This is a genomic window from Actinacidiphila epipremni (assembly GCF_012034175.1).
Taxonomy (GTDB): Bacteria; Actinomycetota; Actinomycetes; order Streptomycetales; family Streptomycetaceae; genus Actinacidiphila; species Actinacidiphila epipremni.
The window spans coordinates 47405-60986 of the sequence record NZ_JAATEJ010000017.1; the positions used below are offsets into that span (position 1 = coordinate 47405).

Annotated in this window: 13 protein-coding genes; 8 read left to right on the forward strand and 5 right to left on the reverse strand. The window is 75.7% G+C overall.

From position 1 onward, the window contains the following. Nucleotides 1-28: 28 nt before the first annotated feature. From HCN08_RS20535 to HCN08_RS20565, 7 genes are read left to right on the forward strand one after another with little or no spacing between them, the layout of a single operon-like run. Complete coding sequence (locus HCN08_RS20535; RefSeq protein ID WP_167984640.1) at nucleotides 29-535, forward strand: Na+/H+ antiporter subunit E; 507 nt, start codon at nucleotides 29-31, stop codon at nucleotides 533-535. Continuing rightward, complete coding sequence (locus HCN08_RS35560) at nucleotides 532-828, forward strand: monovalent cation/H+ antiporter complex subunit F (RefSeq protein WP_167984641.1); 297 nt, start codon at nucleotides 532-534, stop codon at nucleotides 826-828. Before HCN08_RS20535 ends, HCN08_RS35560 begins: the two co-directional genes overlap by 4 nt. Nucleotide 829: 1 nt before the next feature. Further along, entirely contained in the window at nucleotides 830-1150 is a 321-nt protein-coding gene (locus HCN08_RS20545) for a cation:proton antiporter (protein WP_167984642.1), read from the forward strand. Beyond that, nucleotides 1147-1494: a Na(+)/H(+) antiporter subunit B gene (locus HCN08_RS20550; RefSeq protein ID WP_167984643.1), complete on the forward strand. Its 348-nt coding sequence runs from the start codon at nucleotides 1147-1149 to the stop codon at nucleotides 1492-1494. The genes HCN08_RS20545 and HCN08_RS20550 overlap by 4 nt, the downstream gene beginning before the upstream one ends. After that, nucleotides 1491-2270 carry an MnhB domain-containing protein gene (locus HCN08_RS20555; protein ID WP_167984644.1) on the forward strand — a complete coding sequence of 260 codons (780 nt, stop codon included), beginning with the start codon at nucleotides 1491-1493 and terminating at the stop codon, nucleotides 2268-2270. Before HCN08_RS20550 ends, HCN08_RS20555 begins: the two co-directional genes overlap by 4 nt. After that, the gene (locus tag HCN08_RS20560; protein ID WP_167984645.1) at nucleotides 2267-2611 is read left to right on the forward strand and encodes a sodium:proton antiporter; all 345 of its coding nucleotides are present in this window, start codon (nucleotides 2267-2269) and stop codon (nucleotides 2609-2611) included. The genes HCN08_RS20555 and HCN08_RS20560 overlap by 4 nt, the downstream gene beginning before the upstream one ends. A 9-nt stretch (nucleotides 2612-2620) precedes the next feature. Continuing rightward, nucleotides 2621-4492 carry a complex I subunit 5 family protein gene (locus tag HCN08_RS20565; protein ID WP_322974581.1) on the forward strand — a complete coding sequence of 624 codons (1872 nt, stop codon included), beginning with the start codon at nucleotides 2621-2623 and terminating at the stop codon, nucleotides 4490-4492. Nucleotides 4493-4589: 97 nt separating this feature from the next. On the opposite strand, the gene HCN08_RS20570 is transcribed toward HCN08_RS20565, so the two are convergent. The 3 genes from HCN08_RS20570 to HCN08_RS20580 are packed head-to-tail and all read right to left on the reverse strand — an operon-like array spanning nucleotide 4590 to nucleotide 10704. After that, nucleotides 4590-5723 carry an enolase C-terminal domain-like protein gene (locus HCN08_RS20570; protein WP_407648846.1) on the reverse strand — a complete coding sequence of 378 codons (1134 nt, stop codon included), beginning with the start codon at nucleotides 5721-5723 and terminating at the stop codon, nucleotides 4590-4592. Next, nucleotides 5720-7543: a thiamine pyrophosphate-requiring protein gene (locus HCN08_RS20575; RefSeq protein WP_322974582.1), complete on the reverse strand. Its 1824-nt coding sequence runs from the start codon at nucleotides 7541-7543 to the stop codon at nucleotides 5720-5722. The genes HCN08_RS20570 and HCN08_RS20575 overlap by 4 nt, the downstream gene beginning before the upstream one ends. A gap of 56 nt (nucleotides 7544-7599) precedes the next feature. Continuing rightward, nucleotides 7600-10704 carry an FAD-binding and (Fe-S)-binding domain-containing protein gene (locus tag HCN08_RS20580; protein ID WP_167984646.1) on the reverse strand — a complete coding sequence of 1035 codons (3105 nt, stop codon included), beginning with the start codon at nucleotides 10702-10704 and terminating at the stop codon, nucleotides 7600-7602. Nucleotides 10705-10893: 189 nt separating this feature from the next. On the opposite strand from HCN08_RS20580, the gene HCN08_RS20585 reads away from it, so the two are divergent. Continuing rightward, nucleotides 10894-11850, forward strand: coding sequence for a TIGR03557 family F420-dependent LLM class oxidoreductase (locus tag HCN08_RS20585; RefSeq protein ID WP_167984647.1), 957 nt, complete (start codon nucleotides 10894-10896; stop codon nucleotides 11848-11850). A gap of 46 nt (nucleotides 11851-11896) precedes the next feature. On the opposite strand, the gene HCN08_RS20590 is transcribed toward HCN08_RS20585, so the two are convergent. Next, nucleotides 11897-12907, reverse strand: a complete 1011-nt coding sequence (locus tag HCN08_RS20590; protein ID WP_167984732.1) for an SDR family oxidoreductase — start codon at nucleotides 12905-12907, stop codon at nucleotides 11897-11899. A gap of 80 nt (nucleotides 12908-12987) precedes the next feature. Next, entirely contained in the window at nucleotides 12988-13479 is a 492-nt protein-coding gene (locus tag HCN08_RS20595) for a DUF5709 domain-containing protein (RefSeq protein ID WP_167984648.1), read from the reverse strand. Nucleotides 13480-13582 lie beyond the last annotated feature (103 nt).

The following is a 13582-nucleotide window of genomic DNA, read 5'->3' on the forward strand; positions in this document are numbered from 1 at the left end:
GGCGCGGGGAGGACGGGAGGTGGCGGGGATGGGGCGTCGTGCGGTCGCGTCGGGCGTCACCGTGGGCGTCTGGTCCGGGCTGCTTCTGCTGCTCTACGTCGTGCTGATCTCCGCCGTCTCACCGCTGGAATGGGGCGTCGGCGCCGGCCTCGCCCTCCTCGGCGGCGGTGCCGCGGACGCCGTGCGGCGCGCCGAGCACCCCCGGCTGCGGGCCGGCCGCAGGGCCGCCGCGGCGCTGGCCGCGCTGCCCGGCGCCCTGCTGCGGGAGACCGGGCAGCTCACCGCGGCCGTCGCCCGCGCCCTGCTGCGGCGCCGGGCGCCCGCCGACGCACCCTTCACCGTGCGGCTGCCGGCCGGCGCCGACCCGGCGGTCGCGGCGGTGCTGCTCTCCGCGACGCCCGGCGCCTGCGTCGTCGACATCGCCCGGCATACACCGCCCGGCGCGCAGCCGGAACTGACGGTGCATCTGCTCGGCGGCCCCGCCGCCGCACCCTCGCCCGTCGAACGCGCCCTCGGCGTACGGCGGCTGCCGTGAACGCCTGGCTGCTCGCGGCCTGCGTGCTGCTGCCCGCGGGCGTCGGCCCCTGCGTGTGGCGCGCCTGCCGCGGCGAGCCGGCGCAGCGCCTGACGGCGACCTCGCTGGCCGGCACCATGGCCGTCGCGTTCTTCCTGCTCGCCGCGCGCGGCCTGCACCGCACCGCGTACGTCGACGTCGCCCTGGTGACCGCCGTGCTCGCGCCGACCTCCACGCTGGTCTACGCCCGCTGCCTCGCCGGCGGCGCCGGCCCTTCCGGCGAGCGCCGGGAAACCGCCGCGGGGAGGGACTGACGTGCACGTCCTCGCCCTGGCGCTGCTGTGGTCCGGCGCCGCCGCCCTGCTGCTGTCGGCCGCGGCGCTCGCCGTGCTGCCCACCGCGTACGGCAGGCTGCACGCGCTCGCCCCCGCCACCAGCCTCGGCCTGCCGCTGGTGTGCCTGGGGCTCGCCGTGGACGCCGGCGCCGGCCGGGCCGCGGTCAAGCTGCTGTTCATCGGCGCGCTCACCGCGGTGTCCGGGCCGGTGATCACGGTCGTCATCGGCCGCACCATGATCCGCACCGGCGGCCGGGCCCCGGACGCCACCGGGACCGACGAAGGGGACCCGCCGGCATGAGCACCCCCACCGCGGCCTCGGACTTCCTGGTCGCCGCCGCCCTCGTCCTGGTGGTGGCCGCGGCGACCGCCGCCGCCCTCACCCGCGACCCGGTGCGCCAGTCGGTGGTGCTGTCGGCGCTCGGCTTCTGCCTGGCGCTGCTCTTCCTCGTCGTGCAGGCGCCCGACGTCGCCCTCTCCCAGCTCGCCGTGGGCAGCGCGATCACCCCGCTGCTGGTGCTGCTGACGGTACGCAAGGTCCGCCGCCGGCCCCGCGACGACGGCCCGGCCGGTGAGGGTCCGGCCGGTGAGGGTCCGGCCGCCGCCGACCCGCCCGGCAGCGGCGGGCGGGGGAGCCGGCGGTGAGCCGCCGGGTCCGTACCACCGCGTTCTGGCTGGCCGCCGCCGCCTTCGCGGTGATCTTCACGCTCGCCTGCACCGGCCTGCCGCACTTCGGCACCACCCTCCACCCGTACGGCAGCCGGGCCGTCGCCGCGTCCGTGCGGCAGCACACCGCCAACGTCGTGTCGTCGGTCAACTTCGACCAGCGCGCCCTGGACACCCTCGGCGAGGAGTCGATCCTCTTCGGCGCCGTCCTCGGCTCCGTCGTCCTGCTGCGCCGGGCCCGCGACGAGGACCGCGCCGCCCCGCAGCCGCGCCCCGTGCTGCCCTCCACGCTGCTGCTCGGCGCCGGGCTGCTGCCGGTCACCGTGCTGGTCGGCGGCTACGTCGTGGCGCACGGGCAGCTGAGCCCCGGCGGCGGCTTCCAGGGCGGCGTGATGCTCGCGACCGGGCTGCACCTGGCGTATGTCGCGGCCGACTACCGGGTGCTGCGCCGGGTCCGCCCCCTCGCGGTGTTCGCCGCGCTCGACGCGGTCGGCGCCGGCGCCTTCACCGCGCTCGGCTTCGCCGGGCTCGTCGCGGGCGCCGCCTACCTGGAGAACGTCCTGCCGCTCGGCACCTTCAACCAGCTGGCCTCCGGCGGCCTGGTCCCGCTGGTCAACGCCGCGGTCGGCGTCGAGGTCGCCTCCGGCGTCATCGTGCTGGTCGCGCAGTTCCTCGACCAGGCCGTGGAGATCGACGAACCCCGCCACCACGGCGCCGGCGCCGGCGCCGGCGGCGGAAAGGACGGCGACCGGTGAGCATCCTCCCCTTCCTCGCGGCCGGCTGGATCTTCCTGATCGGCGTCTACGGCATGGTGACCAGCCGCAACCTGGTCCACGCCGTCGGCTGCCTGGCCGTCGCGCAGACCTCGACGTACGTGCTGCTGCTCGGCATCGGCTACCGGCGCGGCGGCACCGCCCCGGTCTTCTCCGACATCCCCGTCGGCACCGCGGTCGTCGACCCCGTCGTGCAGGCCCTGGTCCTGACCGATGTCGTCGTCGGCGCGACCGTCACCGCGCTGCTGCTGAGCCTGGTCATCCAGATCCGCAAGCGCACCGGGACCGTCGACCCCGAAGCGCTCACCGACCTGAAAGGCTGAGGCCCGACGGTGCTGCCCACCGGCCGGGAGACGGCCGACCTGCTCCCGCTCGCCGTAGCGATCCCGCTGCTGGGCGCGGCGGTCCTGGTGCTGGCCGGCCGCGTGCTGCCCCGACTCGGCATCGACATCCTCGCCACCGCCTTCGCCGCCGGCACCACCGCCGAGCTGGCCCTGCTGTGGTCGCGCATCGGGGACGAGGGCGGTCGCGCGGTCTCCTGGGCCGGCGGCTGGACCCCGCAGCACGGGCACAGCGTCGGCATCGTCCTGGTCGCCGACCGGCTCGGCGCGGGCCTGGCCCTGCTGGTCGCGATCCTCGTCGCGGCCGTCCTGGTCTACTCCTGGCGCTACTTCGACGAGCCGCCCGTCCGGCACCGCGGCGCCTTCCCCGCGCTGCTGCTGCTCTTCGAGGCCGGCATGTGCGGCTTCGCCCTCACCGGCGACCTGTTCGACGCGTTCGTCTTCTTCGAGCTCATGGGCGTGGTCGCCTACGCCCTGACGGGCTTCCGCATCGAGGACCCGCGCCCGCTGCACGGCGCCCTCACCTTCGGCGCCGTCAACTCCCTGGCCGCCTACTGCTCGCTGCTCGGCATCGGGCTGCTCTACGCCCGCACCGGCGAGCTGGGCATGGCGCAGATCGGCGCCGCGCTCGCCGGCCACCGCACCGACATGCTCACCGTCACCGCGTTCGTGCTGGTCCTGACCGGGCTGCTGGTGAAGTCCGCGACCGTGCCCTTCCACTTCTGGCTGCCCGACGCGCACGCCGTCGCGCCCACCCCGGTGTGCATGCTGATGTCCGGCGTGATGGTCGAACTCGGGCTGTACGGCGCCGCGCGCGTCTACCTCACCGTCTTCGCCGGCCCCGGCGGCATCCCGCACGCGGCCGTCACCCACACCCTCGGCACCCTCGGCGTGCTGACCGCGCTCACCGGCGCCGTCATGTGCTGGCAGCAGCGGCACCTCAAGCGCATGCTGGCCTTCTCCACCATCGCGCACACCGGGCTGTGGCTGCTGGGCCTGAGCCTGCTCGGCGGCGACGCGACCGCCGGCACCGCCCTGTACGTCGCCGGGCACGCCGGGGTGAAAGCCGCGCTGTTCGGCCTGACCGGCGTCCTGCTCGACCGGCACGGCTCGGTCGACGAGTACGGCCTGCACGGCACCGAACGCGGCTCGCGGCTGCTCGGCGGGCTCTTCCTCGCCGGCGCCCTCGCGCTCGCCGGGCTGCCGCCGTTCGGCACCGCGCTGGGCAAGGCGCTCGCCGAGCACGCCGCCGAGAGCCATGCCGGCTGGCTGCCCGCGCTCTACGTGCTGGTCTCGGCCCTCACCGGCGGCGCGGTGCTGCGCGCGGGCCTGCGCATCTTCTACGCCGCAGGTCCCGTCCCCGCGCCCAGCACCTCCGACGTCGAGACCAGCGGCTCGGGGGAGGAGCCCGAGGTCCGCGAGCCGCACCGCAGGGTGCCGCGCACCATGACCGCGGTGCCGGCGGCGCTGCTGCTGGGCGCGCTCGCCCTCGGCCTGTGGCCCGCCGCGGGGCGGGCGCTGGCGTCGGCGGCCGTCGCCTTCGGCGACCGCGCCGGCTATCTGGCCCAGGTCGGCACCGGCGCCGCCCCGCCGCCGCCCGGGCCCGCGCCCGGGGCCGCCTGGACGCTCGCGGGTGTGCTGCTGGGCCTGCTCTCGGTCGCCCTCGCCGGCGTCCTCGCGCTGGCCGCGGTACGCCCCGCGAGCCGCCCGCCGCTGCGCGCGCTGCGGGGCGCCGCCCGGCTCGCCGACCGGCGGCTGATCGTGCCGCTGCGCCGGCTGCACTCCGGGCACCTGGGGGACTACGTCGCCTGGCTGATGGTCGGCATCGCCGGGCTGATGCTGGCGCTTGCCGGGCAGATCTGACGCACCCGCCGGTGCGGCGAAAGGCCCGCCCCGCCGCCGTGCCGCGGGGGGAGCGGGCGCTCAAGCCGTGGTGGGGGGAGCAGGCCCTGACCGGCGCTCAGCTGCGCCGGTAGCGCTCGGCGGCGTCCGCCCGCAGCGCCATCCCGTGCCCCGGCGCGCCGTCCCGGCCCGGGCGGACCGCGCCGCCGGCCGGGTCGAGGGCGCCGGAGAAGAGGTCGCGCTCGATACGGACGTGGTCGTGGAACCACTCCAGGTGGCGCAGGTTGGGCACCGCAGCCGCGGCGTGCGCGTGCAGGTGCGGGGCGCAGTGCCCGGAGATCTGCACCCCGCGCGCCTCGGCCAGCGCCGCCGCCTTCAGCCACACCGTGACACCGCCGCAGCGGGTGACGTCCGCCTGGAGGCAGTCCACCGCGCCGGCCGCGAGCATCCGCTCGAAGTACGCCAGGGTGTAGCCGTACTCCCCGGCGGTGACGTCGGCGCGCACCGCGTCCCGTACCCGGGCCAGGTCCGGCAGGTCGTCGGAGGAGACCGGCTCCTCGAACCAGGTGACGCCCTCCGCGTCGAGGTGGGAGCCGAGCCGTACGGCCTGCTTGGCGGTGTAGCCGCCGTTGGCGTCCACGTACAGCTCCGCGTCGCCCGCGGAGCGGCGGGCCGCGCTGATCCGCCGCCGGTCGCGCTGCTCGGCCGCGCCCCAGGACTCGCCGACCTTGATCTTCACCCGGGGGATGCCGGCCCCCTCGGTCCACTCCCGCAGCTGCCGGTCCTGCCGCTGCTCGTCGTAGGTGGTGAAGCCGCCGCTGCCGTAGACCGGCACCTCGTCGCGGGCCGCGCCGAGGAGGGTCACCAGGGGCAGCTCCAGCAGGCGGGCCTTGAGGTCCCACAGCGCGATGTCGACCGCCGAGATCGCATGGCCGGCGATACCGGGGCGGGCGGCGTTGCGCACCGCCCGGGTCATCGCCTCGTTCGCCGCGGGCACGTCCCACGCCGACCGGCCGGTGACGGCCGGCGCGAGGTGCGCGCCGACCACCGCCGCGGCGGCCGGTGAGCCGTACGTCCAGCCCAGGCCCGTGACGCCGGCGGCCTCGGCGTGCACGGCCACCAGCGTCGTCTCCGCCCAGGCCAGGGTGCCGTCGGCCTCCGGCGCCTCGGTGGGCACGGTGAGGACCGCCGCCCGCAGCGCCCGGATCCGCGGCCCGCCCGGGTCGGCGCCGCCCTCCCCGGCCGCACTCACCCCTCGTCCCCGGCACCCGGCCGGTCGTCGCGGTGCCGGCGGCCCGGCAGCATCTCCTGGATCTTCGACTTGACGCCCTGCCGCACCATCGCCGTACGGTCCACGTCGCCGTGCACCACCGCCGAGGCCGCCGCCTCGATCTGGTCCCAGGTCGCGTGCGGCGGGATCGGCGGCACGGCCGGGTCGGTGCGGAAGTCGATGACGAACGGCCGGTCCGCGGCCAGCGCCTTCTGCCACGCTTCCCGCACCCCGCCCGGCTCCTCCACGCGCGCCCCGCCCAGGCCCAGCGAGCGGGCGAAGTCGGCGTAGCGCACGTCCGGGATGGACTGCGAGGGCACGAACTGCGGGGCGCCCTCCATGGCCCGCATCTCCCACGTCACCTGGTTGAGGTCCTGGTTGTTCAGGACCGCCACGACCAGCCGCGGGTCGCTCCAGTCCCGCCAGTACTTCGAGGCGGTGATCAGCTCGGCCATGCCGTTCATCTGCATGGCCCCGTCGCCGACCACCGCGAGCGCCGGCCGGTCGGGGTGCGCGAACTTCGCGCCGATCACGTACGGCACGCCGGGCCCCATCGTGGCCAGCGTGCCGGACAGCGAGCCGCGCATGGCGCCGCGCATCCGCAGGTGCCGGGCGTACCAGTTGGCGGCCGAGCCGGAGTCGGCGGCGAGCACGGCGTTCTCCGGCAGCAGGTCGTCCAGCGCGTGCACGACGTACTCGGGGTTGACCGGGTCGGCGTCCACGGCCGCGCGCCGCTGCATCACGTCCCACCAGCGGGAGGTGTTCTGCTCGATCGTCCTGCGCCACTTGCCGTGCTTCTTCGCCTTCAGCTGCGGCAGCAGCCGCTTGAGCGTGCCGGCCGCATCGCCCACCAGGTTGACCTCGAAGGGGTAGCGCAGCCCGATCATGTACGGATCGACGTCGATCTGCACCGCCCGGGCCTGCCCGAAGTCGGGCAGGAACTGCGTGTAGGGGAAGCTGGAGCCCATCACCAGCAGCGTGTCGCAGTCCCGCATCATCTCGTACGACGGGCGGGCGCCCAGCAGCCCGATCGACCCGGTGACGTACGGCAGGTCGTCGGGCAGCACGTCCTTGCCCAGCAGCGCCTTGGCCACGCCCGCCGCCAGCGTGTCCGCGGCGTGCTCGATCTCGCTGCGGGCGCCGCGCGCCCCCTGCCCGACCAGGATCGCCACCTTCTCGCCGGCGTTGAGCACCTCGGCGGCGTGGTGCAGGTCCTCGTCCGAGGGCACGGGCGCGTAGTGGCCGACGCCGAGACTGGAGGGCACCATCTTGAACGCGTGCGTGGGCGCGCTGTACTCCAGCTCCTGCACATCGGCCGGGATGATCACCGCGGTGACGGTGTGCCGCGCGTACGCGGTGCGCAGCGCCCGGTCCAGGACGTTCGGCAGCTGCTCGGGAACGGTGACGGTCTCGCAGAATTCCGAGGCGACGTCCTTGTACAGCGCCGCCAGGTCCACCTCCTGCTGGTAACTGCCGCCCATGGCGCTGCGGTTGGTCTGCCCGACGATGGCGACGACCGGCACGTGGTCGAGCTTGGCGTCGTACAGGCCGTTGAGCAGGTGGATCGCGCCGGGGCCCGAGGTCGCCGCGCACACCCCGACCTTGCCGGAGAACTTCGCGTAGCCGACCGCCTCGAAGGCGGCCATCTCCTCGTGCCGCGCCTGGACGAAGCGCGGCTTGTTGCCGGCCCGGCCCCACGCGGCGAGCAGGCCGTTGATGCCGTCGCCCGCGTAGCCGAAGACGTGGTCGACGTCCCATTCGCGCAGGCGGTTCAGTACGTAGTCGGACACCTTGATCGACACGGGCAGTTCCTCTCGTCGCGCCGTACGGGGGAGTGGGGGTGACGGACGGCCGCCGCTCAGCGCCGCAGCCGGCGCAGCAGGGCGTACAGCCCGCCCGCGGCCCCGGCGGCGGTCAGCGCCGCGCCGGCGGTGACCAGCCGGGCGGCGGCCGGGCTCGGCGGCCCGGGGCGGTCCACGGCCTTCTCCGGGCGGTCGGCGGGCGCCGGGCCGTCCAGCGCCATCGCCAGCGCCTCGGCCACATGCAGCGCCCGCCGGCCGGTGCCGCCCTGCTCGATCTGGGTGCGGCAGCTGAAGCCGTCGGCGAGCACGAGCGCGTCCGGCGCGGCCTCGCGCACCGCGGGCAGCACGCCCAGCTCGCCGATGGCCAAGGAGAGCTCCTGGTGGCCGCGTTCGAAGCCGAAGTTGCCGGCCAGGCCGCAGCAGCCCGCGTCCAGCACGTCGGCGTCCAGGCCCGCCCGCCGCATCAGCTCGCGGTCGGCGTCGAAGCCGGTGACGGCGTGCTGGTGGCAGTGGGTCTGCACGGTCGCCGCCCGGGTCAGCACCGGCGGCTTCCAGTGCGCGGGCGCCTTGTGCAGCAGCAGCTCGGAGAAGGTCAGGAACTGCCCGGCGAGCCGCCGCACGTCCTGGTCGTCGGGCATCAGCTCGGGCGCGTCGGCCCGGAAGACCGCCGAGCACGACGGCTCCAGGCCCACCACCGGAGTCCCGGCCTCGATCCACGGCCGCAGCACGTCCAGGGTGTGCCGCAGCGTCCGCTTCGCCACGTCCAGCTGCCCGGTGGAGATCCAGGTCAGCCCGCAGCACACGTTCCCCCCGGGCACCGCGACCCGGAAGCCGGCGTCCTCCAGCACCCGCACCGCGGACCTGGCCACCGACGGGTGGAAGTACGTGCTGAACGTGTCCGGCCACAGCACCACCGCCCGCGGGTCGCCCGGCTCCGGCTCGGGCGTGCCGCGCTCGCGCCACCACCGCAGGAACGACTGCCCGGCGAACAGCGGGGCGTCCCGGTCGGCGACCCCCGCCAGGCGCTTGCCGATCCCGGCCAGCCCCGGCGCCCGCAGGCCAGCGTTCACCACCCCCGGCGCGATCTGCGCTGCCCGGGCCCACACCGGCAGCCAGCCCAGCGCGTAGTGCGCGGCCGGCCGCAGCCGCCCCTCGTAGTGGTGCGACAGGAACTCCGCCTTGTACGTGGCCATGTCGACGCCCACCGGGCAGTCCGACTTGCAGCCCTTGCACGCCAGGCACAGGTCCAGGGCGTCCCTGACCTCCGTCGAGCGCCAGCCGCCGGTGACGGGGGAGTCCTCGTGGCCGCCGATCATCTCGAACAGCAGCCGGGCCCGGCCGCGCGTGGAGTGCTCCTCCTCGCCGGTCGCCCGGTAGGAGGGGCACATCACGCCGCCCTCGTGGCTGCGGCAGTTGCCGATGCCGACGCAGCGCAGCACGGCCTGGTTGAAGGAGTGGTCGTCGTCCGGGTAGCCGAAGCGGGCGTCGGAGTCGTCGCGCGGACGCCAGTCGGCGCCCAGCCGCAGATCGCGGTCCGCCGGGTGCGGGGCGACGACCTTGCCCGGGTTCATCCGGTCGGCCGGGTCGAGCAGCGCCTTCAGCTCGCCGAAGGCGCCCACCAGCCGGTCGCCGTACATGGTGCGCAGCAGCTCGCCGCGGGCCTGCCCGTCGCCGTGCTCGCCCGACAGCGAACCGCCGTAGGAGACGACGAGGTCGGCCGCGGCCCGCAGGAAGTCGTGGAAGCGCGCCACGCCCTCGGCGGTACGCAGCCCGAACGGGATCCGGGTGTGGACGCAGCCCTGCCCGAAGTGCCCGTAGAGCGACGGGTGGTCGTAGCCGAACCGCGCGAAGAGCTTCTTGAGCTCGCGCAGGTAGTCGCCGAGCCGGTCCGGCGGGACGGCGGAGTCCTCCCAGCCCTCCCATGTCTCGCGCTCGTCCGGCGGGCGGGCGGTGACACCCAGGCCCGCCTCGCGGGCCTTGAGCATGCGCTGCTCGCGCGCGGTGTCGTCCGACAGCGCCACCGCCGGGTCGTCGCGGTCGCGGCCCAGGGCCCGCAGCAGCTCCTCGGCCTGCCGGTCGGCCGCGGGCCGGTCGTCGCCGGTGAACTGCAGCAGCAGCCAGCTGCCGCCCTCGGGGAAGGCCCGCAGCGACTCCAGATGGCTGCCCTCCTCCCGCATCAGCTGCGCCATGCGGTCGTCCAGCCCCTCCAGCTGGGACGGGCTGCTGTGCTCCAGGATCCGCGGTACGTCGTCGGCGGCGGCGCATATGTCGGGGTAGCCGAGGATCAGCATCGCGTCGGCGGCCGGCACCGGCACCAGCTCCAGCTCGGCGCGCAGCACCGTCACCAGCGTGCCCTCGCTGCCGACCAGGCCGCGGGCGACATGGAAGCCGTTCTCCGGCAGCAGGTCGTCCAGGTTGTAGCCGGACACCCGGCGGGGGATCTTCGGGTAGCCGCGGCGGATGTCGGCCAGATAGCGGTCGCCGATCGCCCGCAGCCCGGTGTACAGCTCGGCCCGCCGGTCGCCCTGCGCGGTGATCGCCTCGTACTCCTGCGGCGAGGTCCGGCCCACCCAGCAGCGCAGCCCGTCGTAGGTCAGGATCTCCAGCCGCCGCACGTTGTCGACGGTCTTGCCGTACGCCTGCGCCGAGGCGCCGCAGGAGTTGTTGCCGATCATGCCGCCGATGGTGCAGTGCGTGTGGGTGGACGGTTTGGGGCCGAACTTCAGCCCGCAGGCGGCCAGTTGGCGGTTCAGCTCGTCCAGCACGATGCCGGGCTCGACGACGCAGGTACGGGCCTCGCGGTCGACGGAGACCAGGCCGTCGCAGTATTTCGTCCAGTCGATCACGACCGCGGTGTTGGTGCACTGCCCGGCCAGGCTCGTGCCGCCGCCGCGGGAGAGCACCGGCGCGCCGAACCGGGCGCACACCGCCACCGCCGCCGCGCCCGCCTCGACGCCGTACGGGACGACGACGCCGATCGGGACCTGCCGGTAGTTGGAGCCGTCCGTGGCGTACGCGCCGCGGCTCCCCGGGTCGAAGCGCACCTCCCCCTCGACCTCGGCGCGCAGCGCCTCCTCCAGCGCCGCGACGTCCAACGCTGCGACGTCCGGCGCACCGGCGTCCGGCGCGGAAGAGGAGGTGAACCGCTCGACAGTGCTCATGCCTGGCCTTCCCGGTTGCGTGGCCCCGCTCCCCGCATCGGGTGCCCGGTCCCCGCCGCCCTATGCCCGCACCCGTGCCCGCCGCGGACGGCCCCGCACCGCCGCCCCGCACCGCCACCGGCCGGGCGCGGGCCACGCATGGGCCCGGCCGGGCCGGGCACCCGCAGGGGAGCACCGAGGGAGGCGCATATGACGCGGTACGGCTATTTCCTGTCCTGCGAGGAGTTCACCCCGCGCGAGCTGCTGGAGCAGGCGCGCATGGCCGAGCAGGCGGGCTTCACGGCACTGGCGGTCTCCGACCACTACCACCCGTGGAACGACCGGCAGGGCCAGAGCGGCTTCGTGTGGGCGGTGATCGGCGCGCTGTCCCAGGTCACCTCGCTGCCGGTGACGACGCTGGTGACCTGCCCCACCGTGCGGATGCACCCCGCGGTCAACGCGCAGGCCGCCGCCACCTCCGCGACCCTCCTCGACGGCGGCTTCCGCTTCGGCATCGGCACCGGCGAGGCCCTCAACGAGCACGTCGTCGGCGGCGCCTGGCCCGACGCACCCGCGCGTATGCAGATGCTGGGGGAGGCCGTCCAGGTCATCCGCAAGCTCTTCACCGGCGAGCGCGTCACCCACCGCGGCCCGCACTACACCGTGGAGAACGCCCGCCTCTACACCCTGCCCGACCAGCCGCCGCCGCTGTACGTGTCCGGTTTCGGACCGCTGTCGGCGGCGCTCGCCGGGCGGATCGGCGACGGCTTCGTGACGATGCAGCCCGACGCCGACCTCGTCGGCAGCTTCCGGCGCGGCGGCGGGGGCGACAAGCCCGTCGTCGGCGGCCTGAAGGTGTGCTGGGACACCGACCGCGACCGCGCGATCGACACCGTGCACCGGCTGTGGCCCAATGAGCAGCTGCCCGGCGAGCTGGCCCAGGTGCTGCCCACCCCCGAGCACATCGAGCAGGCCGCCACCCTGGTCACCCGGGAGATGACCGAGGCCGCCGGCACCTTCGGCGACGACCCGCAGGAGCATGTGAAGGCGATCCGCGCGTACGAGGAGGCGGACTTCGACGAGGTGTACGTCGCCCAGATCGGCCCGGACCAGCGGCAGTTCTTCGACGCCTACCGCACCCAGGTGCTGCCCGCGCTCCAGGGCTGAGCCCCCCCGCGGCCTGCCCGCGCGCCGCCCGCGACCGGCCTGTGCCCTATGACCTGCGCCGTCCCGCGACGGCCACGGCCACCGCGAGGCCCGCGGCGGCCGTGGCCGCGACCACCGCGCCGGTGTGCCGGGCCAGCCGGGTCTGCGGCGAGCGCGGGTGCGACCGGTCGTCGAAGGCGCCGTGCGCCCCGAAGTCCTCGCCGCCGGCGCGGTCCAGCGGCTGCCACAGGTTGTGCGGCCGGCCCGCCGCGGTCGGCTCGGCGGTCTGCTGCGCGTCGTACCCGGTACGTGCCAGGTAGCGGTCCAGCAGCCCGGCCGCGACCCGGTTGCCCAGGATCGTCGCCACCGTGGACGCGCCGACGTAGAACTGCTTGCGCCCCGGGTGCGCCGCCGCGTACACCACGGCACGCGCGGCCACCTCGGGCTGGTAGATCGGCGGCACCGGCTGCGGGTGCCGCGGCAGCCGGGTCAGCACCCACGAGAACTGCGGGGTGTTGACCGCCGGCATCTGCACCACCGTCACACGCACGCCGCTCCCGCGGTGCATCAGCTCGGTGCGCACCGACGAGGTGAAGCCGTTGACGGCGTGCTTGGCCCCGCAGTAGGCCGACTGGAGCGGGATGGACCGCTCCCCGAGCGCGGAGCCGACCTGCACCACCGTGCCCCGGTCGCGCGGGATCATCCGGGCCAGCGCCTCCCGCGTGCCGTTGACGTAGCCCAGGTACGCCACATCGGTGACCCGCTGGAACTCCTCCGGCGCGATGTCGGTGAACTGCGCGAAGACGGAGGTGAAGGCGACGTTCACCCACACCTCCAACGGCCCGAACTCCCGCTCCACCGCGTCGGCGGCGGCCGTGACCGCGCGGTGGTCGCTGACGTCGGTGGGCACCACCAGCGCCTCGCCGCCGAGCTCGCGCACCTCGCGCGCGGCGGCCTCAAGACCGGCGCGGCCCCGGGCGAGCAGCCCGATCCGCGCCCCGCGGCGGGCGAACTCCCGCGCCGTCGCCCGCCCGATGCCGCCGCTGGCACCGGTGACCACCACCGTCCGCCCCGCCATGTCCCGCGCCCGCGACCCCACCGGCTCCACCTCTCGTCCGTCCCGCGCGCCCGGCGCGCCGCCGCCCCGCCCGCGCCCGCTCATTCCCGGTCCGCACCGCCCGCCGGGCCCTCCGGGTCGTCCGTCACATGCACCGCCGCCTCCTCGGCGCCGGCCGCCGCGCCGTCCACCCCGACGTCCTCGGCGACGCCCGCGTCCCGGATCGGCCGGTCCGTGCCCTGGTCGGGTGCGACCAGCCGGCCGGCGCGCTCGTCGCCCGCCTCCGGGTCGAGCGGCTCGCCTTGCGTGTCGGAGGAGTCGCCGATGCCGTCGCCGCCCTCCGGCGCCACGTCCGGGACCTCGCGGGCCAGCCGGTCGTCGAGCCGCTCGCCCTCGCGCTGCTCCTCGGCGGTGGTGCCGGCGTCGTCCACGGCGTACGGCCGCTCGGGGGGCGAGTAGCCCTTGTCGAGCGTGGCGTCGTAGTCGTCCTCGCCGAGCGCGTCCTCCATGTCCAGCGGGGCGGCGTCCGCCTGCTCCTCGTCCTCGTCGCCCTCGGGCTGGTAGACCTCGTCGCCCATCGTCTCGTCACTCATGGCCACGCATTCCCTCCTGTGCCAGAAAGCGGTGTGGCCTGCGGCTGCCCGCTCCGGGCCCGCACATGCATCGCCCGCGCACCCGCCCGCGCCCGGCCGCCAT